General features: G+C 66.9%; 26 protein-coding genes. 6 read left to right on the top strand and 20 right to left on the bottom strand.

The genetic code is table 11. The features are described from left to right. Nucleotides 1-87: 87 nt before the first annotated feature. The 18 genes from BKA23_RS05390 to BKA23_RS05305 form a co-directional block, all read right to left on the bottom strand. The gene (locus BKA23_RS05390) at nt 88-1,035 is read right to left on the bottom strand and encodes a bifunctional riboflavin kinase/FAD synthetase (RefSeq protein WP_145226200.1); all 948 of its coding nucleotides are present in this window, start codon (nt 1,033-1,035) and stop codon (nt 88-90) included. A 9-nt stretch (nt 1,036-1,044) separates the two neighbouring features. Further along, nucleotides 1,045-2,163: a Nickel transporter NicT gene (gene nicT, locus BKA23_RS05385; protein ID WP_145226198.1), complete on the bottom strand. Its 1,119-nt coding sequence runs from the start codon at nt 2,161-2,163 to the stop codon at nt 1,045-1,047. A gap of 110 nt (nt 2,164-2,273) precedes the next feature. After that, the gene (gene truB / locus BKA23_RS05380) at nt 2,274-3,182 is read right to left on the bottom strand and encodes a tRNA pseudouridine(55) synthase TruB (RefSeq protein ID WP_425473745.1); all 909 of its coding nucleotides are present in this window, start codon (nt 3,180-3,182) and stop codon (nt 2,274-2,276) included. 4 nt (nt 3,183-3,186) lie between these two features. Continuing rightward, nucleotides 3,187-3,738 carry a 30S ribosome-binding factor RbfA gene (rbfA, locus tag BKA23_RS05375; protein WP_145226195.1) on the bottom strand — a complete coding sequence of 184 codons (552 nt, stop codon included), beginning with the start codon at nt 3,736-3,738 and terminating at the stop codon, nt 3,187-3,189. A gap of 135 nt (nt 3,739-3,873) precedes the next feature. Beyond that, complete coding sequence (locus BKA23_RS05370) at nt 3,874-4,899, bottom strand: TRM11 family SAM-dependent methyltransferase (protein WP_145226193.1); 1,026 nt, start codon at nt 4,897-4,899, stop codon at nt 3,874-3,876. Between the two features lie 83 nt (nt 4,900-4,982). Next, complete coding sequence (locus BKA23_RS05365) at nt 4,983-5,855, bottom strand: Gfo/Idh/MocA family protein (RefSeq protein WP_145226191.1); 873 nt, start codon at nt 5,853-5,855, stop codon at nt 4,983-4,985. Nucleotides 5,856-6,028: 173 nt separating this feature from the next. After that, complete coding sequence (infB, locus tag BKA23_RS05360; RefSeq protein WP_145226189.1) at nt 6,029-8,908, bottom strand: translation initiation factor IF-2; 2,880 nt, start codon at nt 8,906-8,908, stop codon at nt 6,029-6,031. A gap of 202 nt (nt 8,909-9,110) precedes the next feature. Then, entirely contained in the window at nt 9,111-9,449 is a 339-nt protein-coding gene (locus BKA23_RS05355; RefSeq protein WP_145226187.1) for a YlxR family protein, read from the bottom strand. Nucleotides 9,450-9,465: 16 nt separating this feature from the next. Continuing rightward, a complete protein-coding gene (nusA, locus tag BKA23_RS05350; RefSeq protein ID WP_145226185.1) occupies nt 9,466-10,482 on the bottom strand; it encodes a transcription termination factor NusA in 1,017 nt (338 codons plus the stop codon). After that, nucleotides 10,482-11,009: a ribosome maturation factor RimP gene (gene rimP / locus BKA23_RS05345; RefSeq protein ID WP_145226183.1), complete on the bottom strand. Its 528-nt coding sequence runs from the start codon at nt 11,007-11,009 to the stop codon at nt 10,482-10,484. The genes nusA and rimP overlap by 1 nt, the downstream gene beginning before the upstream one ends. 128 nt (nt 11,010-11,137) lie before the next feature. After that, complete coding sequence (locus tag BKA23_RS05340; RefSeq protein WP_145226181.1) at nt 11,138-12,106, bottom strand: ABC transporter permease; 969 nt, start codon at nt 12,104-12,106, stop codon at nt 11,138-11,140. After that, complete coding sequence (locus tag BKA23_RS05335) at nt 12,093-12,881, bottom strand: ABC transporter ATP-binding protein (RefSeq protein ID WP_170226380.1); 789 nt, start codon at nt 12,879-12,881, stop codon at nt 12,093-12,095. The genes BKA23_RS05340 and BKA23_RS05335 overlap by 14 nt, the downstream gene beginning before the upstream one ends. After that, nucleotides 12,878-13,975, bottom strand: a complete 1,098-nt coding sequence (locus tag BKA23_RS05330; protein WP_145226178.1) for an ABC transporter substrate-binding protein — start codon at nt 13,973-13,975, stop codon at nt 12,878-12,880. The genes BKA23_RS05335 and BKA23_RS05330 overlap by 4 nt, the downstream gene beginning before the upstream one ends. A gap of 31 nt (nt 13,976-14,006) precedes the next feature. Then, entirely contained in the window at nt 14,007-15,266 is a 1,260-nt protein-coding gene (locus tag BKA23_RS05325; RefSeq protein WP_145226162.1) for a sulfate adenylyltransferase subunit 1, read from the bottom strand. Nucleotides 15,267-15,268: 2 nt separating this feature from the next. Continuing rightward, nucleotides 15,269-16,183, bottom strand: a complete 915-nt coding sequence (gene cysD, locus BKA23_RS05320) for a sulfate adenylyltransferase subunit CysD (protein WP_145226160.1) — start codon at nt 16,181-16,183, stop codon at nt 15,269-15,271. After that, a complete protein-coding gene (gene cysC, locus BKA23_RS05315; RefSeq protein ID WP_246104467.1) occupies nt 16,180-16,719 on the bottom strand; it encodes an adenylyl-sulfate kinase in 540 nt (179 codons plus the stop codon). Before cysC ends, cysD begins: the two co-directional genes overlap by 4 nt. After that, nucleotides 16,716-17,411: a phosphoadenylyl-sulfate reductase gene (locus BKA23_RS05310; RefSeq protein WP_145226156.1), complete on the bottom strand. Its 696-nt coding sequence runs from the start codon at nt 17,409-17,411 to the stop codon at nt 16,716-16,718. Before BKA23_RS05310 ends, cysC begins: the two co-directional genes overlap by 4 nt. Then, a complete protein-coding gene (locus tag BKA23_RS05305; RefSeq protein WP_246104466.1) occupies nt 17,408-19,051 on the bottom strand; it encodes a nitrite/sulfite reductase in 1,644 nt (547 codons plus the stop codon). Before BKA23_RS05305 ends, BKA23_RS05310 begins: the two co-directional genes overlap by 4 nt. Before the next feature lie 106 nt (nt 19,052-19,157). On the opposite strand from BKA23_RS05305, the gene BKA23_RS05300 reads away from it, so the two are divergent. From BKA23_RS05300 to BKA23_RS05285, 4 genes are all read left to right on the top strand, one after another. After that, nucleotides 19,158-20,135: a ferritin family protein gene (locus BKA23_RS05300; RefSeq protein ID WP_145226152.1), complete on the top strand. Its 978-nt coding sequence runs from the start codon at nt 19,158-19,160 to the stop codon at nt 20,133-20,135. After that, nucleotides 20,135-21,052, top strand: a complete 918-nt coding sequence (locus tag BKA23_RS05295; protein ID WP_246104465.1) for an aminoglycoside phosphotransferase family protein — start codon at nt 20,135-20,137, stop codon at nt 21,050-21,052. The genes BKA23_RS05300 and BKA23_RS05295 overlap by 1 nt, the downstream gene beginning before the upstream one ends. A 116-nt stretch (nt 21,053-21,168) precedes the next feature. After that, nucleotides 21,169-21,498, top strand: a complete 330-nt coding sequence (locus BKA23_RS05290) for a hypothetical protein (protein ID WP_211841599.1) — start codon at nt 21,169-21,171, stop codon at nt 21,496-21,498. Next, nucleotides 21,495-23,045 carry a class I adenylate-forming enzyme family protein gene (locus BKA23_RS05285; RefSeq protein ID WP_145226150.1) on the top strand — a complete coding sequence of 517 codons (1,551 nt, stop codon included), beginning with the start codon at nt 21,495-21,497 and terminating at the stop codon, nt 23,043-23,045. The genes BKA23_RS05290 and BKA23_RS05285 overlap by 4 nt, the downstream gene beginning before the upstream one ends. A gap of 10 nt (nt 23,046-23,055) precedes the next feature. Here the strand turns inward: BKA23_RS05285 and BKA23_RS05280 are convergent, their stop codons facing one another. Together BKA23_RS05280 and BKA23_RS05275 are read right to left on the bottom strand one after the other, a co-directional pair. Continuing rightward, nucleotides 23,056-23,823, bottom strand: coding sequence for a DsbA family protein (locus tag BKA23_RS05280; protein ID WP_145226148.1), 768 nt, complete (start codon nt 23,821-23,823; stop codon nt 23,056-23,058). 33 nt (nt 23,824-23,856) lie between these two features. After that, the gene (locus BKA23_RS05275) at nt 23,857-24,360 is read right to left on the bottom strand and encodes a DoxX family protein (RefSeq protein ID WP_211841598.1); all 504 of its coding nucleotides are present in this window, start codon (nt 24,358-24,360) and stop codon (nt 23,857-23,859) included. 121 nt (nt 24,361-24,481) lie between these two features. Here BKA23_RS05275 and BKA23_RS05270 point away from each other — a divergent pair, with 121 nt between their 5' ends. Together BKA23_RS05270 and BKA23_RS05265 are read left to right on the top strand one after the other, a co-directional pair. Continuing rightward, nucleotides 24,482-25,363 (top strand): DUF929 family protein, encoded by an 882-nt coding sequence (locus BKA23_RS05270; protein WP_145226146.1) that lies wholly within the window; start codon nt 24,482-24,484, stop codon nt 25,361-25,363. Then, on the top strand, nt 25,363-25,833 hold the full coding sequence (locus tag BKA23_RS05265; RefSeq protein ID WP_145226142.1) for a vitamin K epoxide reductase family protein: 471 nt from the start codon (nt 25,363-25,365) through the stop codon (nt 25,831-25,833). Before BKA23_RS05270 ends, BKA23_RS05265 begins: the two co-directional genes overlap by 1 nt. Nucleotides 25,834-25,882: the final 49 nt, after the last annotated feature.

The raw sequence follows: 25,882 nt of genomic DNA, 5'->3' as shown, positions 1-25,882 counted from the left end.
CCACGGGTCAGCGCAGCGGCCCTACGCCGCCCGACGGCACGATGAGATGCACCAGGTGGCGAACGCAGGTGCTTGGCGACCTTGCTGTCAGCACAACAGGTCGCGTGTCGCCTCGACGTCGTGGCCGATCTGCACGACCAGCGCATCGATCGACTCGAAACGGGTGTTGCCGCGCAGCCGTCGGACGAACTGCACGCGCACGACCTCGTCATACAGGTCGAGATCGTCGCGATCCAGGACGTAGGCCTCGACGGTGCGCTCGGGAACGTCGTCGAAGGTGGGATTCGTGCCGACCGAGATCGCTGCAGGCATGCAATGTTCGGGATCGGTGGCAGGAAGTGCCTCGCGCACCAGCCACCCGGCATACACCCCGTCGGCCGGCACCAGACCTTCGCTGTCGCTGCGCAGGTTGGCGGTCGGGAAGCCCAGGTCGCGTCCACGCTGCAGGCCACGGACGACGACCCCGCGCACCTCGTGCAACCGGCCCAGCACCGCCGCGGCGGCTTCGACATCGCCCGCGGCCAGCGCGGCGCGGACGTCGCTGGAGGAGTATCGATGGCCTTCGCCGACGTCGGCGACCACCCGCACGTCGAAGCCGTACCGACGGCCGAGTTCACGCAAGGTCGAGACATCGCCGGAATTGCGCACGCCGAAACGGGTGTCAGCGCCGACGACGACGTGGCGGGCATGCAGCCCGTCGACGAAGGTCTCGCTGACGAACTCCTCTGGAGTGCGGGCGGCGAGGTCGAGGGTGAACTCCATGACCAGGACGGCGTCGAGACCGGCGGCGTCGAGAAGTTCGATGCGCTCGCTGAGCGAACTGATGAGCGCCGGCGCACGGTCGGGGTGCAGCACGAGCAACGGATGTGGCTCGAAGGTGACCGCGACCGACTTCAGCCCCGTGCTGTGACCCTGCTGCACGACCGCGTCGAGCAGGGCTGCGTGACCACGGTGGACTCCGTCGAAATTGCCGATGGTGACGACGGTTTCGCCGAAATCGGCGGGCAGGTCGCTGACTGAGGAGAGGCGCAGCACGGCGCCACTTTAGCCCGCTGACAATTCCTTGCTGTCCAGCCGCAGCATGCGCCATACGAGCACGGCGAGCAGCCAGGTCGCGACGAACACACCGACGATCACGAAGCCCACTCCGTCGAGGTCGATCGACCCGAGTGCGGCGACCGGCCCGGACGACCAGTTGAGCTGGTCGGAGACCACGGACGACAACTCGATGGTGCCGATGACGAGGGCGACGAAGACCGACAACCAGGTGACGGTCGCGTTGTAGTAGAGCCGCCGCAGCGGTTTTGCGAAGGCCCAGCCGTAGGCCTTGCTCATGAAGACACCGTCGGCCGCGTCGAGCAGGCTCATGCCGGCGGCGAACAGGACCGGCAACGTCAGGATGGCGTACCACGGAAGGGACATCGTCGCCGCGCCCCCGGCAAGGACCAGCAGACTCACTTCGGTGGCGGTGTCGAACCCGAGACCGAAGACGAAGCCGATGGGGTACATCTGCCAGGGCTTGCGCACCGAGCGAGTCATCCCCCCGAGGAACCGGTTGAAGAAACCCCGCGAGTTGAGGTGGTGCTCGAGTGCGGCCTCGTCGAGTTCGCCGGTGCGGGCACGGCGCCAGACCTTGACGATGCCGATGAGGGCAAACAGATTCAGCACGCCGATGATCCACAGGAAGGTGCCGGACACGCTGGTGCCGATGATGCCGGTGACGGTGTGCAGGGTGGAGTTGCCGTTTTCTACCGGGCCGGCGAGGGCCTTGAGACCGAGGGCCAGCAGGAAGCACAGGCCGAAGACGACGCTGGAGTGGCCGAGGGAGAACCAGAAGCCGACGCTCATCGGGCGTCGACCGTCGTTGAGCAGCTTGCGGGTGGTGTTGTCGATCGCGGCGATGTGGTCGGCGTCGAACGCGTGTCGCATGCCGAGGGTGTATGCCGTGACGCCGAGCCCGATCCCGAAGACCTGGGCGTGTCCGGCGTCGATTCCCATCGAGAAGTGGCGCGGAGCGACCAGCCCGATCAGCGTGCCCCATCCGATGATGTGCAGAGCGAGGACCGCGAGCGTCATACCGAGCAGCGACCGTCGCTCACCCGGGGTGAGATCGGCGAACCCGGTCCGCAGACGACTGACGGATGACTGGGGTTGAGCTGTCATTGTGGCCACGGTCAGGGAGCGTACAGGTGATGCGACTATGTCGCATCAGGCGAGGATCAGATCCACCTGTATGGCGGGGCCGACCTGTTCGACCGGGGAGGGCCGAATCGTCAGGCCGGGAAGACAACCCGGGACACAGGTATGGCGCCGCTCTCGTCGAGCATGGCCACGAGTTCGTTTGCAGCGGTGATCGCAGCGCTGACGTCGTGGCGTTCGTCACGGGCGGCGAGACGTTTTCCGTGCCGCAGATCGCGGGCCTCGGTCGCAGTGACGGCGCGCACCGGGAACTGCGCCGCCGCGGCAGCCGCCATCGGTACGACGTCAAGCACCGCGCCGGCGTCGAAGCCGCGCTCGAGGTCGGTCAGGGCGCGCGCATCGTCGAGCGTGAACCGGCCGACGCGGGTGCGGCGCAGCGCGGTCAGGTGGCCACCCACCCCGAGCATCGTGCCGAGATCGCGAGCGAGTGCGCGGACGTAGGTGCCGGATGACACCACCACTTCGACGTCCAGATCGAGGAACGTCGAATCCGTTGTGTCGTCCGGTGATTCGCGGCGATCGAGTATGTCGAAGCGATCGACGCGGACGGGCCGTGCCTGCAGTGTGACGTCGTCGCCGCCGCGCACCTTGGCATACGAGCGGACGCCGTCGACCTTGATCGCGCTGACCGAGCTGGGGACCTGCTGGATGTCGCCGGTCAGTGCCTCGACGGCGGCCGCGACCGCAGCATCGGTGATGCCGGCGGCGTCATGCTGGGCGGTCACCTCGCCTTCGGCGTCATCGGTCAGCGTGGACTGCCCGAGGCGGATCGTCGCGGTATAGGTCTTGTCACAGCCGACCAGGAAGGTCAGCAGTTTGGTGGCCTTGTTGATGCCGAGCACCAGGACGCCGGTGGCCATCGGGTCGAGGGTGCCGGCATGCCCGACGCGACGCGTGCGCGCCAACCGGCGCGTGCGTGCGACGACGTCGTGACTGGTCCAGCCGGCCGGCTTGTCGACGATCAGCAGGCCGTCCGGCGTCACCAGGTCACTGATCCCGGGCTCCGGCCGTCGCTGTCTGCTGCTCGGTGCCCGCGTCGGACCTGCTGCCGGCGCCGGCCGCGTCGCTCACGTCAGCCGAAGGCGCATCGGTTGCGTCCTCGTCAGCGGATTCATCCGTGGGCGCCGGCTTCTTGTAGGGGTCGGCGTCCCCGGCATACGACGCTTGGGTCTTGGCCTTGGCGAGTTCTTCGTCGCGCTCGCGGGCTGCGCGCAGCGCCTCTTCGATCGAGGCGGCACCCTCGGGGATGGCGTCGGGGATGAACTCGAGCGAGGGCGTCAGGCGGATGCCGAGGCCCTTGCCCACGTGCGACCGGATCCGTCCACGCCAATCTTCAAGCGCAGCAGCGGTTTTCTGACGTTCGTCGTCATCGCCGAAGACGGTGTAGAAGATCGAGGCATGCTGCAGGTCTCCGGTCACGCGGACGTCTGTGACGGTGATGAAACCAAGGCGCTCGTCCTTGAGGCGATGCTCGATGAATCCTGCGACGAGTGCCTTGGTGCGCTCGGCGATCTTGCGGGCGCGGGCAGGGTCAGCCATGAGTGCCTCCGGGGTGCGACGGTCTTGCTGGCAAAGAGCAAGCCTAGTGCGAAACCGATTCACCATCGCGCGCGGGCAGCAGGGGCAGCCACGAGAACAGCGGTGGCTCCCTGACGTCGGTGGCGGCCGAACCGCTCACGCTTTGACGGCCACCAGCAGGTCGCGGTCGATAGAGGCGTCGACGCGATGCCGGAAGGCATCCTCCTCACCCGTTACCGGCTCAAAACCATGCTGCTGCAACAGTGTCGACAACTCCGATCGGGGAGCGACGTGCCTGTTGAAGGACAATCCGATGGCGCCGCCGGAGCGCAGCACTCGATGCCAGCCCGACAGAGCGACCTCAAGCAGATCCAACGGGCTGCGCGCCAAGCGGTCTCCGTGCGAGCCGTGCAGCACGCCGTACGGAGTGTCGGTGACGATGACGTCCTGGCTCGTTGCACGCAGCAACCCGTCGAGGTCGGAGGTGTCGGTGTTGAGGAAGCTCGCCCGCTGCACGGCGCCTGCTTTGAAGTCCTCCTTGGTGGGCGCGACTTCGATGTCCAGTCGCCTGCCACGGGTCTGGCCGCCCGTTCGTAACTGCTTGTCCTCGGCGGTGTGCTTGAGCCGGTGCTGACGGAGCCAGGTCTTGATGAACGCCGAATATGCCTCGTAATCCTTGCGATCCAGGTCGACGCCGGTGACATCGAGACCGAGCGAGAGCGCGAGGTTGAGTGTCGTGCCGCGACCGCACATCGGGTCGAACACCTGCAGGGTGCCGTCGAGAAGCTTGCGCGGGTGGCGGGTGGCGGCGGCAGTGACGTTGAGCAGGAGGCGCGTCCATTGCTCGTTGGTCTTGCCCTGGTACTTCTGGATCGTCACCAGATCGCTCGGATACCGCTCGGAGCGTTGCAATTCCACCGGCGCCAGCAGGGCCCCCTCACGACGGAACAACGCGTGCACCGCGGACAGGTTGGACAGCAGTGCGACGCCGTCCTCTGCGAGATGGTCCGGTGTGCGTACTGCGAGATACGGCACTCCGCCGAGGACAGTCGGCTCGACCTCGATGTCAGGTATGCCGAAACCCGTTGCCAGTGCGCGTGTTTCGGCGGTGATCAGCGAAGGCGTGGCTGCGGCATACACCCGGTTGGCGCTGGGTGAGATGAGGACGAGATGTTCTGGCACGATCGACAGGGTAGTGCTCGCCGATCTGCTCGATATTCGACACGGCGGCGGTGATAGCCGCCCTCCCGTCGAACATCGCTCTGTCAGGAGCGCAGCCTGCGAGTCGCTTCGGCCAGAATCTCGACGACACGGACGCCGAAATCCAGACCGAGCGGATGTTCGACGCCGTCTGCAACGCTGCGAGCAAGTTCGTCGGCTGCGACCGCCAAGGCGACCTGTGGTTCGTCGACGGGTGCCGGTGCGTCGGTCACCCCCGCATCTCCCCACAACTGCGTCGACCAGATGTATGCCGCGGGTGGTCCGAACAGCGACAGCGTCGCCGAGGTGACCATTCCGGAGTCATGTGTCAGCGTCAGGAAGACCGCATCACCTTGCCCTGCAACGGCTTTCAGTGACGTGACGTCGCCTGCCACCGGTATGACGGTGGCCAGCAGATGCGGCCCGATGTCCCAGAGAGCGCCCTCTCGCTGACGCCAGGCCGAATCCTTGTAAGGGCTGTCCGGCCGTTGGTTCGCGACCACCCATCGCACCCACGCACCCCGCCAGCCGTCGATCGCCTGCTGGGTCGCGAGCCACTCGCGCAACTCGGGGGTGAAGCGCGCAGTGAAGAAGACCACGCTGCGCACGGCATTGGCATGCGCGACATCGCGCAACTCGGCGGCCACCTCGGCATCGAGCGCCACGGGCTTGTCCAGCAGAAGGTGCTTGCCGGCACGGGCGGCCTGGATTGCCGCCGGTGCCTGCACGTCCGGCGGCACCGCGAAGGCCACAGCATCGACCGCCTCGAGCATGCTCGCGTATGACGAAAACGATGGCACCCCAAGGCCTTCCGCCATCGCAGCGGTCTTCTCGGGGTCGCGGCCCCAGACTCCCACGAGCTCTTGTGCAGACGCCTTGATACCCGGCCCATGTGTCACACGTGCCCAGTGACCTGTGCCGACCAGTCCGAATCGCATGGGTCCAACCTGCCAGCCGGCTCCTCCCAGAGCAACGCGGGATCCGCGGTGCGCACATCCACGACGAACAGCCAGCGGTGTTGCCGGGGGAACACCCCACCAATAATCGACGCCGGGGCGGCTGGTGCCGCCCCGGCGTCGAATATTCAGCGGGTGATCACCCGATCAACCGATCAGTCGCGAGGCTTCTCACGCATCTCGTAGGTGGCGATCAGGTCACCCTCCTGCAGGTCGTTGTAGGACCCCAGGTTGATACCGCACTCGAAGCCCTCGCGAACCTCGGTGACGTCATCCTTGAAGCGACGCAGACCGGCGACCTCGATGTTCTCGGCCACGACCACGCCGTTACGCGTGATGCGCGCCTTCGAGCCGCGCTTGATCTCACCGGACTTCACCATCGAACCGGCGATGTTGCCGAACTTGCTGGAGCGGAAGATCTCGCGGATCTCGGCGGTGCCGAGCTCGACCTCCTCGAACTCCGGCTTCAGCATGCCCTTGAGCGCGGACTCGATCTCCTCGATGGCCTGGTAGATCACCGAGTAGTAGCGGATCTCGACGCCCTCCTTGTCGGCATACTCAGCGTTCTGGCCCTCGGCCCGGACGTTGAAGCCGATGATGACCGCATTCGAGGCCACCGCAAGGTTGATGTTGTTCATCGTGATCGCACCGACGCCACGGTCGATGATGCGCAGTTCGACCTCATCGCCCACGTCGATCTGCATCAACGCGTCTTCGAGGGCTTCCACCGAACCGGAGACATCGCCCTTGAGGATCAGGTTGAGCGTCTCCACCTTGCCGGCGGCGAGCGCGTCGTTGAGGTCCTCCAGGCTGATCCGCTTGCGTGCCTTGGCCAGCGACGCCTGGCGGTCGGCCGCCTCGCGGCGCTCAGCAATCTGACGTGCAGTGCGGTCGTCGGGAGCCACGATGAAGGTGTCACCCGCACGCGGCACGGACGCCAGACCCATCACGAGCACCGGACGCGAGGGACCGGCCTCCTGCAGGTTGTTGCCGTGCTCGTCCAGCAGCGCACGCACGCGACCGTGGGCCGTGCCGGCGACGATGCCGTCACCGACGCGCAATGTGCCCGACTGCACCAGAACCGTTGCAACGGCACCGCGTCCACGGTCGAGGTTGGCCTCGATCGCGACACCGCGGGCGTCTTTGTCGGGGTTGGCACGCAGGTCGAGTGCAGCGTCCGCGGTCAGCAGCACCGCTTCCAGCAGACCGTCGATGTTCTGGCCCTGTTTGGCAGAGACGTCGACGAACATCGTGTCGCCGCCATACTCCTCGGCGATGAGGTTGTACTCGGTCAGCTGCTGACGCACCTTGGCCGGGTTCGCACCCTCGACGTCGACCTTGTTGACCGCCACCACGATCGGCAGGTCAGCGGCCTGCGCGTGGTTGAGCGCCTCGATGGTCTGCGGCATGACACCGTCATCGGCCGCGACCACGAGGATCGCGATGTCCGTGACCTTCGCACCACGGGCACGCATGGCGGTGAACGCCTCGTGACCCGGGGTGTCGATGAAGGTGATGGCGCGGTCGTTGCCTTCGTGCTCGACGTGCACCTGGTAGGCACCGATGTGCTGCGTGATGCCACCGGCCTCCCCCTCGGCGACGTCCGCATTACGGATGGCGTCCAGCAGTCGCGTCTTACCGTGGTCGACGTGACCCATGACGGTCACGACCGGCGGACGCGGCTGCAGGTCGTCGTCGTCCTCGGCGGCTTCCTCGGCCTCGAGGTCGATGTTGAACGAGCTGAACAGCTCCTTCTCCTCGTCCTCGGGCGAGACGACCTCGATGTTGTAACCGAGTTCGGCACCGAGCAGCTTGAAGGTGTCCTCGTCCAGCGACTGCGTCGCCGTTGCCATTTCACCGAGGTGGAACAGCACGGTGACCAGCGATGCGGGGTTGGCATCGATGCGGTCGGCGAAGTCGGTCAGCGACGCGCCGCGACGCACGCGCACGACGGTCTTGCCGTCACCGTGCGGCACGCTGACGCCGCCGATCGTCGGCGCCTGCATCTGCTCGAATTCCTGGCGCTTGGCGCGCTTGGACTTGCGGCCCTTGACCTTTCCACCGCCACGTCCGAACGCACCCTGCGTGCCGCCCCGACCGCCGGGGCCACGACCGCCACCACCGGGGCGACCAGCGAATCCACCGCGCTGACCACCCGCGGGACCGCCGCCACCGGGCCCGCCACGGCCGCCACCGCGTGCCGGGCGCTCACCCGGACGGACAGCGGCGCGGTCGGGCATCATGCCCGGGTTGGGACGGGCACCGCCGGGACGCGGACCGCCGGCAGCTGCACCCGCGCCGGCCGGGCGCGGCGCACCCGGACGAGGGCCCGCGGCGCCGCCGGCACCGCGTGCCGCGGCCGGACGCGGCATGCCCTGGCTGCTGGCGAACGGATTGTTGCCCGGACGGGCCGGAGCGCCGGAGCGCATGCCCTGACTGGGCGAGAACGGGTTGTTACCGGGGCGGGGTGCGCCACCACCGGGACGACCGGCACCGCCGGCACCACCACGAGCGGCAGGCTGACGCGGGGCCGGCTGAGCCGGACGCGGGGCGGACGGACGCGGGGCGCCTTCACGAGCGGCCGGTGCCGTCGGAGCAACCGGCTGCTCGGTGCGAGTCCCTGCGGCCGCGGCGGGTGCCGCCGCAGCAGCGGGCTTGGCCGCAGCTGCAGGCTGCGCCGGGGCAGCGGATGGAGCCGGTTCGGCAACCGTCTGCTCGGCAGCCGGAGCCGGCGTCGCCGCTGGCTTCGGACCAGGACGCGGGCCGGGGGTCGGCGCAGCGCCACCAGCCGTCGCCTTGGGCGCAGCGGCGGGAGCCGGAGATGTTTTCTTGGCAGCCGGAGCGGACTGCGCCGGGGCGTCGCCACCGGTCGTCGCGCCGGCGGGGGGATTTTCCTTGATCTTGCGAACAACGGGAGCCTCGATGGTCGAGCTCGCCGTCTTGACGAACTCGCCCTGCTCCTTCAAATAGGCCAGCAAATCCTTGCTGGGCATTCCGAGCTCTTTTGCCAGCTCGTGAACCCGAACCTTAGCCACGCTTCTCCTCGTCGAAGTTTGCGGCGGTCCGGGCCTCCGGCTGTCGCCGGGCAGCACAAACCGCCAGTTATGGGTGCGTCATCGCTGAGTACTCATCGGGTGCTCATCAGCGTCAAACCCGCCTTTGGTCGTGATCGCCCGGCCGAAGCCGAGCAGTGTCTGTCGTCATACGTCACGTCATACGAGAACGTATGACGTGTGCTCATACCTGCTGCTGCGTGATCCAGGCGCGCACCCGCGTTGCATCCACCGAGGTGGAAAGGCGCAACGCGCGAGCGAACGTGCGGCGCTGGATCGCCTTGTCGAGGCAGTCCAGCGACGGATGCAACCAGGCCCCGCGGCCCGGCAGCCGGACCCGCTCATCGGGGGCCAGGACAGCCATCCCGACCGGGTCGGAACCGCTGTCGTTCCCCGGGAGCGCGACCACCCGCAGCAACATTGACCGTTCGTCGCGAGCCCTGCATCCCACACAGGTGCGCAGCCCGGTTGTCCGGACTGTGACTGGCGTGGGTGTGCGGCGGGCTCGCAGCCGACCGCTCATCGTCAGCTTACCGCAGTCACTCTGCGGTGGCCGACGCGGCAGAGCCAGCGGCGGCAGTGTCCGGCCTGATGTCGATGCGCCAGCCGGTGAGTTTCGCGGCCAGTCGGGCGTTCTGCCCTTCCTTGCCGATCGCCAGGCTGAGCTGAAAGTCCGGCACGACGACCCTGGCCGAGCGGGAGCGCTCGTCCACGATCTCGACCGACTGCACCCGCGAGGGCGACAGGGCCGCGGCGACGAAGACTGCCGGGTCGTTGGAGAAATCGACGATGTCGATCTTCTCGCCGTGCAACTCGGCCATGACAGCACGCACCCGCGAGCCCATCGGCCCGATGCACGCGCCCTTAGCGTTGAGGCCGGCCACCTTGGTGTGCACCGCGATCTTGGTGCGATGGCCGGACTCGCGCGCCAGAGCCGCGATCTCGACGGTGCCGTCGGCGATCTCGGGCACCTCGAGCGCGAAGAGCTTGCGCACCAGGTTGGGGTGCTTGCGGGACAAGGTGATCTGCGGACCCTTGGGGCCGCGCTTGACGCTCACGACGTAGCAGCGCAAACGGTCGCCGTGTTGATAGGTCTCGCCCGGAACCTGCTCGGCGGACGGCAGGATGCCCTCGACCGTGCCGAAGTCGACGTGCACATTGTGCGGGTCGTTCGACTGCTGGATGACACCGGCGACGATGTCGCCCTCACGGCCGCGGAAGTCGCCCAGGATGGCTTCGTCCTCGACGTCACTCATCCGCTGCACGATCACCTGGCGGGCGGTCGCTGCCGCAACGCGGCCGAAGTCGGACGGGGTGTCGTCGAACTCAGGACCGGGTTCGCCACGAACGCCGTCCTCGTCGACGACACCGTCCTCACGCGCGAGCACGACCACGTGGCCGCTCTTGCGGTCGAGTTCGACCCGCGCGTTGCGGTAGGTGCCCTCCTCGCGGTGGTATGCCGCAAGGAGCGCCTGCTCGATTGCGGGGATGATGACATCCAGCGGGATCTCGCGTTCGCGCTCCAATGCACGCAACGCTGCCATGTCGATATCCATCAGTCGTCCTCTCCGCCGTCGGGCCGGTTGAATTCGAGTTCCACGTGAGCGCGCGGCTCATCGGCATACGTCACAGTGCGGACAGACATCCGGCCGGCCTTGCCGACAACCTCGAGGTCGAAGCCCTCGGCATCCGCCCGGCGGATACGGCCGGCGACATTGCCTTCGCCGTCGAGCCGGATCAGTCGTCCGATGTTGCGCCGGAAGTGCCGTGGCAGGACCAAGGGTCGATCGGTGCCCGGCGAGCTCACCTCGAGCACGTAGGGCTGCTCGCCCATGGCGTCGGTCTCGTCGAGACACTCGCTCACGACGCGGGTGGCCTCGGCGACCTCGTCGAGATCGAGCGGCGGCACCTGTGCCTCCGGGTCTGCATCATCGGCGATGACACGGTCGACCAGCACACGGACGATGCGACGCTTGCCGGCGGGTGCGACGGAGATGTCCTCGACCAGTAATCCGATCGGAGCGAGGACCTCGGTCACATCTGCGGCGATCCGCGAAGTTCGGGCGGATGGGTTCGCGCTCATGGCTGTGACTTTCGCTCCTGCTGTTCTCGAGTGGACACCACACAATACCCGGATCGCAGCGGACTCCCGGGTGCGCGAACCGCCGTGCCGGTCATCCACTCGGTCGCGACGGTGCCACTGTCAGGGGTTCACAACCCCGACCCGGTGAGCCCCCGATCGCGCAGCACCTTGCGTTCGACGGGTCCGAAGATGCACAGATCGACCACGATGCCGACGGCCAGGATCAGCAGGATCGACGAGATCACCGTCGGCATGTCGAGCAGCTCGCGGCCGTTCTCGAGCAGCTGGCCGAGACCGGTGCCGAGGTCGGGACTGTTGACGATGACCTCCGCCGCCATCAGCGATCGCCAGGCGAAGGCCCACCCCTGCTTGAGACCCGTTACGTATGTCGGGAGCGCCGCTGGCAGCAGCACCCGTCGCACGAGCTGGACTCTCTTGGCGCCTAGGACGATTCCGGCACGGCGCAGCAGCGGAGGAGTCTGGTCGAGTCCGCCGATGAGACCGTTCGCGATCGATGGGACGGCGCCCAGCAGGATCACGAAGTAGATCGTGCCGGTGCCAAGGCCGTACCACATCAGCGCGAACGGCACCCACGCCACGGACGGCAGCGACTGCAGCGCGGACAGGATCGGCCGGAAACCTTTGCGCAGCAACGAGACCTGGCCGACGAGCACACCGAGCACCGTCCCGACCACCACCGCGATCGCGAACCCGAACAGCCCGCGGCTCAGACTGGTCCAGATCGCCGAACCCGCTGTGCCGTCGGTGATCTCGCTCCACAGCGTGCTGCCGACCGTGGCAGGCGCGGGCAGGGTCGACTCCGGCTTCCATGCGGTCCACCAGATGAACTGCCAGACGCCGACAAAGGCTGCGAGGACGAGCACCGGCGCAACGATCGCGACCCAGTCGACGCGCCGCCGCTGGGAGGGCACGACCTCCAACGCGTCCAGTCCGTCGCTGACGGAGTCGAGGTTGTCGATCTCCGGCCGATCGACGTCGGTCCGGCGGCTGTCGGCGCGGATGCGATCAGGCTGCCCGTTCGAAGACTGCTCGCCACTCGTACGCGCAGCGGAGCGGGTGCGTTCACGAAGTGGCATGACGACTGATCTCCTGACGCAACGCCGTGGTGATTTCTGCCGACAGTGCTCCGACGCCCGGATCCTCGATGCTGCGTGGTTGCGACAGCTCGACCTCCCAGGTGCGCAGTACCCGGCCCGGCCGGGACGACAGCAACACGACTCGTTGCCCGAGCCGGACTGCCTCTCGCACGTTGTGCGTCACGAAGACGACGCTCATGCCGGTGCGCTGCCACAACCTGGTCAGCTCCTCGTGCAGCACATCCCGCGTGATCGCATCGAGCGCAGCAAACGGCTCATCCATCAGCAACAGGTTGGATCCCTGAGCAAGACTGCGCGCCAACGCGATTCGCTGCCGCTGCCCACCGGAGAGTTCGTGCACGCGGCGGTCACCAGCAGCGCCGAGACGAACCACCTCCAGCAGTTCGTGCACCCGGTCGCGGCGCTGCGCGCGCGGCACCCCAGCCAGGCGCAGCGCCAGGTCGATGTTGCCGGCCGCCGTCAGCCACGGGAACAGTGCCGACTCCTGAAACATCAGCGCCGGTTGCTCGCTCGTCTCGATCGTGCCGGTGGTCGGCCTGTCGAGGCCGGCGAGCAATTGCAGCAGAGTGCTCTTACCGCAGCCGGAAGCTCCCAACACCGTGACGAACTCCCCCGGCGCGACGTCGAGATCGATGCCGTCGAGCGCGACCACCGACCGATTGCCCTGCCGAAACGTCTTGCCGAGTCCGCGCACTCGTGCACGAGGAGCGGTCGCCTCGACCGTCTGCGGCATACGTTCGTCGACAAGACTCATGACGCTGCCTTCGCTTCCAGACCATCAGCCGAAACCGCTGGAAGGCCAAGAGATTTCAGCACATTGTTCAGTGGCGTGAGGTCGTAGAGGCCGGCGAGATCGGGCTTCTTCAACAGACCGACGTCGACCGCGTGCGCTGCGACCTCTTGCAGACTGGCTGCGTACGGGTCCCAGCCGACGCTGACATTCGCGAGCGCTTTCGCGGTCACGCCCTTGGGCAGCGCCTTGCCGTTGAGCTTCGTCAGCGCCGCATCGATCTGAATCGCGGCCTTGGCCGGGTTGGCGCGGATGTATTCGGCGGTCTGGACCTGCGCCCGCAGCAACGCCTCGATGGTGTCCGGATGCGCGTTGAGGTACTTCGTCGAGACAAGCAGGTTGGTGGTGATGAAGTTGCCGCCGGGCCACTGCGACTTCTCGTTCACCAGCTGGTGCGCTCCGCCCTGCACCTCCAGGCGGGTGGCCCACGGCTCGGGCAACCAACCACCGTCGATGGTGCCCTGCTGGAACAGTTGCAGCGTCTGGGCGTTGTCCTCGGATACCACCGTGACGTTCTTGGGGCCGGAGCCGTTGACGGTGAAGCCGTGCTGCTTGAGGAAGTACTTCAACGCGATGTCCTGGGTGCCGCCCAGTTGCGGGTCAGCCAGGGTCTTGCCTGCCAGATCGGCGATCGAGGTGATGCCCTGCTTGACGACCAGGGCTGCTCCTCCGGATGCGCCACCCGCGATGAGGCGGACAGCGCCGCCGGTCTTGACGTAGGCGTTGATCGCGGGATTCGGTCCGACATACACAGCGTCCACGGAGCCGGCCACCAGTGCCTCGGTCGCGGCCGGCCCCGCGTTGAACGTCTGGGTGGTCAGCTTTGTGGAGCCGAGGTCTTTGCGGTAGGTGCCGTCGGCGACGCCCAGGACCGGGACGGCATGCGTGACATTCGGAAAGTACCCCAGCCGCAGCTGCGCGGCCGGGCTGGTCCTCGCGCCCGCGGTCGCGATGTCGTCGGCGCTCGAGGTCCTTCGGGAGCACCCGCTGAGCGAAGCGATGGCAAGTGCGGCGACGACGGGCACGGTGAGCACCGTCGCCAGAGAATGACGTGTCATGAGTTTGAATTCCTTTGTGAAGTATGACGATTCAGTGGACAAGCTGGCCGAGATCGGCGCCGGTCAGCCCGGCTGCGAGAGTCGCCCCGGAATCGGGATCGATGACCAGGAAGGCACCCGTCGCTCGATGGTCGGCGTAGTCGTCGACGGCGACCGGATCCGCCAGCTGCACGTTCACCCGGCCGATGTCGTTCAGGTGCAGGTCTTCTCGAGCCTCACGCCACCGCAGGTCATCGACATCCCAGGTCGACGTCGCAGCAGACAGCAGGCCGCGGGTGGTCTTCGTCCCGGCCTTGATCAGAACGCGCTGTCGAGCTTTGGCCGGGCGTTCGTCGAGCCAGGTCAGCACGGCGTCGAACGCGCGGGAGGAGGCGATGCCTGCGTCGTCGGTCAGCACCTCGCCGCGAGCCACGTCGAGTTCGTCGGCGAGGCGCACCGTGACCGACTGACCTGCCGACGCCCGATCCAACGGACCGGTCGGGCCGTCGATCGCGGACACGACGGAGGTGGCGCCGCTCGGGTGGGCGGTGATCGAGTCACCGACGGCGATCGTTCCGGACGCGACGCGACCGGCCAGACCTCGGTAGTCGGGGTGCTCGGCGGTGCGCGGGCGGATGACCAGTTGCACCGGCATACGGAATGGCGCATCGATCTCATCCGGGCGCGCCGGCAGCTGTTCGAGGAGGGTCAGCAGCGGCAGCCCGGCATACCAATCAGGACCCGGTGCAACGACATTCGCTCCGGTGAGAGCACTGATCGGCACGATCGCCGGTGACACCAGACCGACCCGCGCGGCGACATCGCGGATCTGGTCGGCGACCTCGGCGAAGCGCTGCTCCGACCAGTCGATCGCATCCATCTTGTTGACCGCGAAGATCACGTGCGGCACCCGCAGCAACGCCAGCACGGCGGCGTGCCGCCTCGTCTGCACCGAGACGCCACCACGCACATCGACCAGCACGACTGCGGCATCGGCCGTCGACGCTCCGGTGACCGTGTTGCGGGTGTACTGCACGTGCCCCGGGGTGTCGGCCAGCACGAAGCTGCGTGCCGGAGTGGCGAAGTAGCGGTATGCCACGTCGATCGTGATGCCCTGCTCACGTTCGGCCCGCAGTCCGTCGGTCAGCAGCGCCAGATCGATCTCGGTGGCGCCACGACCCTCACTCGCGCGCAGCGTGGACTCGAACTGGTCGGCCAGGATCGACTTCGTGTCGTGCAGCAGCCGCCCAACGAGGGTGGACTTGCCGTCGTCGACGGAGCCGGCGACGACCAGGCGCAATTGATCGCTCATGTCTAGAAATACCCTTCACGTTTGCGGTCTTCCATCGCCGCTTCGGACAGCCGGTCGTCGGCCCTGGTCGCGCCGCGTTCGGTGATGCGGCTCACCGAGATCTCCTCGATGACCTCGTCGACCGTCGTGGCAGTGCTGAGGACGGCTCCGGTACACGAGCCGTCGCCGACGGTGCGATAACGAACTCGCAGTCGTTGCAGGGCTTCTCCCGGCTTGGGACCGCCCCAGGGACCGGGAGTCAGCAGCATGCCGGCACGCTCGAAGACATCCCGGTCATGTGCGTAGTAGATGCTCGGCAGCGCGACATCCTCCGCCGCGATGTAGCGCCACACATCGAGCTCGGTCCAGTTGGAGATCGGGAAGACGCGGGTGTGTTCACCGGGTGCGTGCCGGCCGTTGTAGATGTTCCAGAGCTCCGGACGCTGTCGGCGTGGGTCCCAGCCGCCGAAGGCGTCACGCACCGAGAAGATCCGTTCCTTGGCGCGGGCGCGGTCCTCATCACGTCGCGCTCCCCCGAGCAGTGCGTCGAACTTCTGCTCGACGATCGTGTCGAGCAGTGGAACCGTCTGCAGCGGGTTGCGGGTGCCGTCGGGGCGCTCGGCGAGACGTCCGTCGGCCAGCCACTGCTCGACCTCGGCGACCACCAGGCGGTGACCGCCGTCGGCGACGAGGGCATCGCGGAAGTCGAGGACCTCCTGCAGGTTGTGGCCGGTGTCGACATGCAACAAGGTGATGCCCAGCGGTGCCGGCCAGACCGCCTTACGCGCAAGATGCAGCAACACGGCGGAGTCTTTGCCACCACTGAAAAGCAAGGCTGGGCGGTCGAATTCGGCGACGACCTCCCGGATGATCTCGATGGCTTCGGCCTCCAACTCGCGCAGTGCGGAGTCGGTGGGCAGCGCCGTCACGGTCGTCATGCGGTCTCCTTCAGCTCAGTGAGCAGCGATCGCACGCGCGCGACGGCGGCGTCGATCGACACGTGCTCGGTGTCCAGCACCAGGTCGGGGTCGGTGGGTGGTTCGTAGGGGTCGTCGACTCCGGTCATCGCGGCGATCTCGCCGGCTGCGGAGCGGGCGTAGAGGCCTTTGACGTCACGACGTCGGCACTCCTGCAGAGAGGTTGCGACATACACCTCGCGGAAGGTCAGGCCGCGAGTTTCGTGCGAGGACCGCACCCGCGCCCGGGCGTCGGCATAGGGCGCGATGACCGGCACGATCACCGTCACACCGTGTGTGGCGAGCAACTGGGCAACGAAGCCCACCCGCTCGACGTGGGTATTGCGGTCCTGCCGCGAAAAGCCAAGCCCGGCAGACAGATTCGTGCGCAACTCGTCGCCGTCGAGCACCTGGACACGGTTGCCGACCGCGCTCAGCTCAGCTGCCAGTGCCTGCGCGATGGTGGTCTTGCCTGCGCCGGACAGTCCGGTCAGCCAGATCGTGCTGCCGCCGCTCACAGGTGGATTCCGCACTCGGTCTTGTCACTGTCCGCCCACCGTCCCGCGCGGCTGTCACCACCGGCTGCGACTCGGGACGTGCACGGCGCGCACCCGATTGACGGATACCCCTGTTGCAAAAGGGGATTCGCGATCAGGCCATGCTTCGAGCTGTATGCCGCGACGTCGTCGTCGGTCCAGGCCGCGAGAGGCGCCAGCTTGACCTTGTCGCGGCGCGCATCGTAGGAGACGACCGCCGTGGATGCTCGAGACGGCGACTCCACCCGGCGCAGGCCGGTGGCCCAGGCGTCGTAGTCGTCGAGGGCGTCATCAAGCGGCTGGGTTTTGCGCAGCGCGCAGCACAGGTCGGGATCCCGATCGTGCAGCGCCGCCCCGAAGTCGGCGTCCTGCTCAGCGACGGTCTGGCGAGGGTGCAGGGTGCGCACCCGTACCGGATATCGATCGGCGACCCGGTCACGAGTCTGCAGCGTCTGCGCGAAGTGGTACCCGGTGTCGAGGAAGAGCACCTCGATGCCGGGCACGACACTGCTTGCCAGGTGGATCAGCACCGTGTCCTGCATGGATCCGGCAACAGCCACTCGTGACCCGAAAGTCTCTGCAGCCCAGGCGATCACGTCTTGAGCCGAGGCCTCCTCCAGCCGCTCGGCCGCCTCCACAGCGAGCGCGCGCAGATCCACGTCGAGCGCGCTCATTGCAGCGCCGACTCGTCGACGCGAACCGCCCACTGGGCGAATGGCTCACCGGGAGAACGGGTGTCGACATACGTGCGCGTCACCCGCTCGACGTAGTCACCGAGATCGTCAGCGGTGACCTTCAGCGCGCGGACCTTGCGACCGAATTCGGCATCCTGACCGAGGCGACCACCGAGGCGCACCTGGTAGCCCTCGACCTGACGTCCCTCGCCGTCGGTGACGATCTGGCCCTTGAGACCGATGTCCGCGACCTGAATGCGCGCGCAGGAGTTGGGGCAGCCGTTGAGGTGAATCGACAGCGGCGTGTCGAGCTCGATGTCCGCAAGGCGCCGCTCCAACTCGGCCACGAGGGTGTGTGCACGGGCCTTGGTCTCGACGATCGCCAGCTTGCAGAACTCGAGGCCGGTGCATGCCATGACCGAACGTCGCCACGGCGACGGATCCGATTGCAGACCTACGTGACTCAGCCGTTCCGTCAGCGGCTGCACGGCATCGTCGCTCACGTCGAGGACGAGGAGCTTCTGGTAGGGCGTGAGGCGAACCCGATGCGACCCGGCCTGCTCCGCGGCGTCCGCCACCTCGGCGAGGGTCACCCCGCTCACCCGGCCGGCGATCGGGGCGAAGCCGATGTAGGAGCGGCCGTCCTGCTGCCGGTGCACGCCGATGTGATCCAGCGTCGTGCCACCGATGGCAGCTGCCGGTCCGTCCGGAAGCGGCTGCTTGAGGTACTCGGTTTCAAGCACCTCGCGGAACTTCTGCGGGCCCCAGTCGGCCATGAGGAATTTCAGCCGCGCCTTGTTGCGCAACCGGCGATAGCCGTAGTCGCGGAAGACCTGCACGACGGCGTGCCACACGTCGGGCACCTGCTCCAGCGTCACGAAAACTCCGAGACGCTCAGCCAGACGTGGGTTGGTCGACAGCCCCCCGCCGACAAGGACATCGAATCCATAACCCAGCGTGGGGTGTTCGACACCGACGAAGGACAGGTCGTTGATTTCGGGAGCGCAGTCCGGCAGCCAGGCGACCGAGGTCTTGAACTTACGAGGCAGGTTGGACAACGTCGGGTCACCGATGAACCGGCGGGTGATCTCGTCGATCGCGGGGGTCGCGTCGATGACCTCGTCGGCGCTGACGCCGGCGACCGGTGATCCCAGCACCACGCGCGGGCAGTCGCCGCAGGCCTCGGTGGTCGACAACCCCACAGCCTCCAGGCGCCGCCAGATCTCGGGAACGTCCTCGATGCGGATCCAGTGGTACTGAATGTTCTGCCGGTCGGTGAGATCGGCTGTGTTCCTTGCGAACTCCACCGAGATGTCCGCGATGACGCGCAGTTGTTCCGTGGTGAGCGCTCCCCCGTCGACGCGCACCCGCATCATGAAGAACTCTGCGTCGAGTTCTTCCGGCTCCAGCGTCGCCGTGCGACCACCGTCGATGCCCTCCTTGCGCTGGGTGTAGAGCCCCCACCAGCGCATCCGGCCGCGCAGGTCACTGGGGTCGATCGAGGCGAAGCCCTTACGTGAATAAACCTGTTCGATCCGCGCACGGACGTTGAGACCGTCGTCGTCGAGCTTGAACTGCTCGTTCGAGTTCAGCGGGGTGTGTTCACCCAGCGCCCATTGACCATTCGTTCTTGTTACCACTTGCATAACGTGTCATTAACTTCAGCAGCCGGTCAACCTGACGCCACGACGTCTCACGGCGCGAGACGTCGTCTCATCGCCGTGACCGCGCGATCGGGATGCGAAGATGACGCACATGCCGGATCGGGTGCCGCCACGCAAAACCAGCCGTCGGACGCTGTTGCTGGCCACCGTCGGAACAACCGCTCTCGGACTCACCGGCTGCGACATACGGCTCAAGAAGAACGCGCCCGACATCCCTGGCATTGCGGCGCAGGGTCCGCCGGAGAATCAGGCCGCGCTACTCGCTCTGCTGGCCGGCGTGCGGGCAGCGACCACGAATGACGTCCCCACATCCACCTCGTGGGTGTCTCGACTGGCAATGATGCACCGGGCCCAGCTGACCACACTCGAGGCCGTGATGGCCAGTGAGGGCATCGCGGTGCCGGCGGCGTCGGTGGCAACGTCCGCACCTGCCTCCTCGACGTCCTCGCCCACCTCGTCCACCTCGTCCACGGCTGTGACCGAACCGACCGCCGCCCAGCTGCTGACCATCGAGAAGGTCGGTCTGACCGCCTCATTGCTGTCGGAGGTCTCGAAGCTCACCACCTCGGACCTGCCCATGGGGGCCGCCGTGCTGGCGACCCGCGTCGCCGCCACACGCTTGCTGGGATCGCCGATCACGCTTGCCCCGCAGAGCACTCCCCCCACGACCGCGATCGTCGCGGTGCTGCCGAATCTGCGCGCCGCGGTCTACGGACTCGAGACGATCATCGCCAAGACCCCTGAGAACGCTCGCAGTCGGGCGCAAGCAACGCTGACTGTGCTGTATGCCGCGCGGTCTTCCTACGAGGCGACTGCCGCCGGTGCTGCCCCGGTCGAGCCGCCGGGCTACGACCTGCCGATCCAGCCCACGACCGATGCGGCGCGCAGCCGGTTGGCGCAGCAGCTGCTCGGCACCCTGGTCACGACGATCGCCAGTCAGGTCGGCCAGACCCACCACCAGCCGGCGCAATTCGCCGGACTCGTGCAGCTCTGGGGCGACGTGACCGGGCTGAGTTGGCAGTGGGGATCAACGCCTGCGGCCTTCCCCGGATTGCTGTGATGCCAATGAATTTCGGCGGTGAGGCGATCCCGGCATCCTTCCGCGAGTTGGTCGAAGGGCGAGCCGCCGACGTCGGCGTGAGTGGCGACGACTGGCTTGCGTCATTGCCGGGGATCGTCGACCACTGCGTTCGGCAGTGGTCGCTGCGTCTCGACGGGCCGGTGTGGCACGGTCAGTGCGCGCTCGTGCTGCCCTGCCATCGCGATGGCGAGCCGGTCGTCCTCAAGGTCAGTTGGCCGCACGAGGAGGCCCGCCTGGAGCACCTCGCGCTGCAGAACTGGCATGGACGAGGCGCGGTCAGGCTGCTCGCGGCTGATCCGGCGCACTGGGCGATGCTGCTCGAATCGGTGGCCCATGACGCCGACCTCACCGACCCTCCGCTGCTGGATGCGATCGAGGTCATCGGCGGCCTGTTCACCCGCCTCGACCGGCCGGCGACTCCGCAGTTCACGCGATTGAGCGAGTGCGCCGAACGCTGGATCACCCTGTGCCGCAGTGGTTCTCGGCTGGTGCCGCGACGGTTGACCGACCAGGCGGCCGGGCTGCTCTCCGAACTTGCGCCGGACTGCGACGGCAGGCTGATCCACCGGGATCTGCACTATGAGAACGTTCTGGCCGCGCAGCGCGAGCCGTGGCTCGCGATCGACCCCAAGCCGCTCTCGGGCGAGTGGGAGTTCGCCGTCGCACCGCTGCTGTGGAACCGGTGGGATCACGCCGCGGCAGCACACAACGTGCGCACCCACCTTCGACTGCGCCTCGGCGTGGTGGCAGAGGCAGCCGGGCTGGACGAGTCCCGAGCACTGGCCTGGACGTTCGCGCGCATGGTGCTCAACGCAGTCTGGGAAGCGCAGGAACCGATCCCGGACGACGAGTGGATCTCGCAGTGCATCACTATCGCCAAGGCGATGACCGACTGACAGCGACGGTCGGAGCCGGTCCGCGACGGGTTCGAAGCCGTTCCCCTGAACCACGGACCCGAGGCCACCCTCCCGCCATAGGATCGCAAGACAGGTCCACGATCCGACGGAGTGTCATGACCACAGTCGCAACAGTCAGGGGTGCTGTCGCCATCGACTCGCTCGGTCAGGTGCTGATGCACGAGCACGTCTTCGTGCTCAACGAGGAATTCCGCATCAACAACGAGTTGCCGTTCGTGTTCTCCCTCACCGGCCCAGGCACCTTGCTCGGTGGCGACGAGCCGATGACACCGCTGTTCATCAAGGACATCACCGAGGGCATCGCAGGCACCGGCATCAAGGCGGCCTTCCTCAAGTGCGCCGTCAAGGAGCAGGGAGTCAGCGAGCAGCAGATCACCAGCATGCACGTGGACAACCCGCGCGACTACTTCACCCCCGCGTCATGAGCGACCACTCCCCCGACATCCGGCTGGTCGACCCGCCGAGCGGGGCCACCTGGGACGTAACCGACATCAGCCGCGACGCCGACGGCATCGCGCACTACACCAACCTGCCGCAGTCGCTCGTGCACATGCTGCGCCAGCAGGCCGACGAGCGCGCCAATGACGAGGCCGTCGTCGCGCTCGACGGCGAGCGCCTGACCTTCGCGCAGGTGTGGCAACGGGCAGCGCAGGTCGCCGGTGGTTTGCGAGAGGCCGGGCTGCAGCCCGGTGACCGTGCAGCGATCATGCTGCCGGCCGGCGTCGACTGGGTGCTGGCCCTGTGGGGATGTCTGCTCGCCGGCGTCGTCGCTGTGCCGATCAACACCCGGTTCGCCCCACCTGAGATCGACTACGTCCTCGACGACAGCGGAGCGGCATACGTCTTCGCGCCGGGTGAGCCTCTGCCGCGCGGAGCAGCGACCGCGGTCGAGCCTCAGCCGGGCGATCTCGCGGCGATCTTCTACACCTCCGGCACCACCGGCAAGCCGAAGGGCGCGCTCACCACCCACGAGGCGTTCCTGTCCAACTGCGAGAGTATGCTGCGCGGCACGCCGCGGGAGGAGCGGCCATCCGGGGATGCCTACCGCACGCTGATCAGCGTGCCGTTGTTCCACGTCACCGGGTGCAACAGCCAACTGCTGACGTCGATGTATGCCGGTGGCACCAGCGTCATCATGCCGACGCTCGACGTCGGGCGGCTGATCGCCGAACTGTCGCGCGAGCGCATCTCGTTCATGGTGACCGTGCCCGCGGTGTACGCCATGATGCTGGCGCATCCGACACTGCAGACCGCTGATCTGAGCACCGTCATACGGTGCGGATACGGCGGCGCGCCCATCGCACCGGACCTGGTCCACCGGATCAAGGCGGCCTTCCCGAATGCGCAGGTCTCCAACGGTTTCGGTATGACCGAGACCGCCTCACTGCTGACGTCGCTGCCCGACGACAAAGCCGCGGAGCACGCCGACTCGGTGGGATACCAGGTGCCGGTGGTCGATCTGGCGCTCTACCTGGCTGATCCGCAGACCGGTGTCGGCGAGCTGTTGGTGCGCGGGCCGAACATCACCACCGGCTACTGGAACAAGCCCGAACAGACCCGCGATGCCTTCATCGACGGGTGGTTGCGCACCGGTGACATGGCGCGGGTGGCCGAGGACGGCAAGGTGTATGTCGTCGACCGGGCCAAGGATCTGATCAACCGCGGCGGCGAGAACGTCTACAGCGTCGAGGTCGAGAACGCCCTGGCGGGTGCTCCCGGCGTCTTCGAGTCGGCCGTCATCGCGGTGCCGAACGAACGCCTCGGCGAGGCAGTGGGTGCAGTGCTCGTGCCACCACCGGGCGGTCACATCGACCCGGTCGCGGTGACCGACTACCTCAGCGGCCGGATCGCGGATTTCAAGATCCCGCAGTACATCCACGTGCGCAATGAACCGTTGCCGCGCAATCCCGGCGGCAAGATACTGAAGGCCCCACTGCGCCGCGAGACGCAGTGGGGCGATCAGGTCCGCTGAACGGTCGGGACTACTTGCCGGTCTGGCTCTGCAGCACCGAGTCGAAGGTGTTGGGCTGCTGCAGCAGTTCCGCGTACTGCTGCGAGGACTGGCTCAACTCCTTGCCGTTGAAGAACAACGTCGGCGTACCGGTGACACCGTTCTTGCCGGACTGGGTTTGCGTCGCCGCGACATACTTCGCAAACGTGTTGGCGTCGACGCACTGGTTGAACGTGGTGAGGGCGGCACCGCTGATGCCGGCCTTCTGACCGAATTCCTTGACCTGGGCGACGGTGTACCCCGTGCCCTCCTTCGCCGGCTGGCCGAGGTAGTTCTGGTGGTGGTACTCCGCGAACTTCCCGTCGGCTGCCGCGCAGTATGACGCGTTCGCCGCGAGCGCCGATGCGGTGTTGCCGAAGTTGCCGTCCAGGAAGGTCATCATGTGGTAGATCAGCTTGATCTTGCCCGACTGCGCGGCGGCATTGATCTGGCTGTCGTTGTTGGTCTCGAGCATCTTGCAGACCGGGCACTGGAAGTCCTCATAGAGGTCGACCGTCGGCGCGCCCGCCTGCAGCTTCACGTTGGGATAGGGGTTGATGCCGTTCCCGTTCGGCAGCCCTCCCACCGGGGTCTCGGCCACGGCGACCTTGGTGCTGGAGTTGCTGCTGCGCACGATCACAAAGGTCGTGATAGCGCCGAGCACCAGGATGACGGCGACGATCGACGCGATCAGCGCCTGTGACGGGCCCTGTTTCGGCTTGGTTGCGGCAAGTCTCTGGGAGGCATCTGGACGGGGCATGGCGTCACCATACCTAGCGGACCTTTCGACGCCTCAGCCCCAGAGCGCCCGATCGGCGCTCACCCGGGTGCGCGGCCACAGCACCAGCCACAGCGCGCAGATCAACAGGCCGATGTCGCGCAGCAGGTCCCATTTGTAGGCCGCGGTCGTCGGCAGCGAACCACTGTGCCCGAAACAACCGCACTGTATGACGATGCCTCTCGCCCAGACCGAGACGATGCCGATGATGAAGGCGATCATCAACAGGCCGCCAACCACGGCCGTCATCCGGGTCAGCAACCCGGCGATGAGCAGTACCCCGAGGACGATCTCCAGGAACGGCATGAAGGTGCCCCACAGATTGGCCACGTCATACGGAAGGATCCGGAAGGCCCGCGTGTCCATCCGTGTCTGCTCGAGTTGCTGGATCTTGATCACCCCCGCCACCAGATAGGTGATGCCCAGGATCAGCCGCGCGAGAAGGCCGAGCAGTTCCGCGGCGGGTCGCCGCATCCAGGGGGTGGTTGTGACGGACGACGCATCAGTCGAAGAACTCACTCCCTTAAACTAGTTGATCGATCATCGACATTGTCGACGCTCGCACGTTCTGTTCAGCGCGCCCACAGCGCTTCTAGCCACACTTCCCTGGAAACCAATCGCCCACGAGAGGCCACGACGAATGTCGACCACGCAGCGCACCGGACGCGACAAGCTCGCCCAGTTGAAGGCCGAGCAGGCCCGCGCCAAACGGCAAAAGACGCTCCTCGCGATCACCTCGGCCGCAGTCGTGGTCGTCCTTGCGGTGGTCGCGATCCTCTGGGTGGTCGCGGACAAGGACCACCAGAACCAGCAGAACGCGCAGGCGGCGGCCGCCAAGAACAGTTCGTTCGTCGGCCCGCTGACCTCGATCCCGGCGAGCACCTTCAACACCGTCGGTCTGGGCAGCGCATCCAACTTCCCGAGCGCGCTGAAGGGCGCAACAGCGCTGACCGTCGACGGCAAACCGCGGATCATCTACTACGGCGGTCAGTTCTGCCCGTACTGCGCCATGGAGCGCTGGTCGATCGTGGCCGCGCTCAGCAGGTTCGGCTCCTTCAAGGGGCTGTCCGGCATGGTGTCAAGTGAGGACAGCATCCCGACGCTGGACTTCCTGAAGTCGTCATACACCAGCCAGTACATCTCGTTCACCCCCTACGAGGTGCTGGACCAGAACCACAACACCCTGCAGACCCCGCCCGCGGCCGACAATGCGTTGTTCACGAAGTACGACGCGGTCGAATACGTCCCGAGCATCGGGCAGAACGGTCCGGGAACGATTCCGTTCCTCATCTTCGGCGGGACCTACGCCTCGGCCGGCTCGACCTACAACGACGCGAGCCAGATGAGCGGTATGACGCAGGCGCAGGTGATCGCCGCGCTGAAGAACCCCAACTCTCCCATCACCCAGGGAATCGTCGGCGCAGCTAACGTGCTCACCGCTCAGATCTGCCAACTCACCAAGGATCAACCGAGCAACGTCTGCGGTACCGCAGGCGTCATGGCCGCCGGCTCCAAGCTCTGATGGCAGGCGCGCTCGCGTTGCGGCCGCCGCGCTGGCTGCCACCGACCAGCCTCGTGCTCAGCGTGCTGGGTGCCGCCGATGCGGCATACCTGACGTTCGAGCACTACACCGGATCGACGTCGCTGGCGTGCTCGGACAAGGGCACCGTCGACTGCACCAAGGTGACGACCAGTCAGTGGTCGCACTTCCTGGGTATGCCGGTGGCCCTGCTCGGGCTGATCTTCTTCGTCGTCATGGTGTTGCTGTGCCTGCCGCAGGTATGGCGCCGCGCGCCGCGCGTGGTCGACGCGGTGCGGCTCGTCGGAGCTGCCGGTGGCCTGGTGATGGTGTTCTACCTGGTGTGGGCGGAGTTCTTCAAGATCCACGCAATCTGCTTGTGGTGCACCGGAGTTCACATCCTGACGTTCGTGTTGTTCTTCACGCTCGTCTTCGGCGAGATCCTCCGGAAGCCGGCAGAACCGACCGCCTGACCTGCTGACGCGGACACAACTGAGCCGCCCCGACGTGTTGTCGGGGCGG

This window comes from Rudaeicoccus suwonensis, assembly GCF_007829035.1.
GTDB classification, from domain to species: Bacteria; Actinomycetota; Actinomycetes; order Actinomycetales; family Dermatophilaceae; genus Rudaeicoccus; species Rudaeicoccus suwonensis.
Note: the sequence above shows the minus strand (reverse complement) of the source record. Positions and strands in the feature narration are given on the sequence as shown.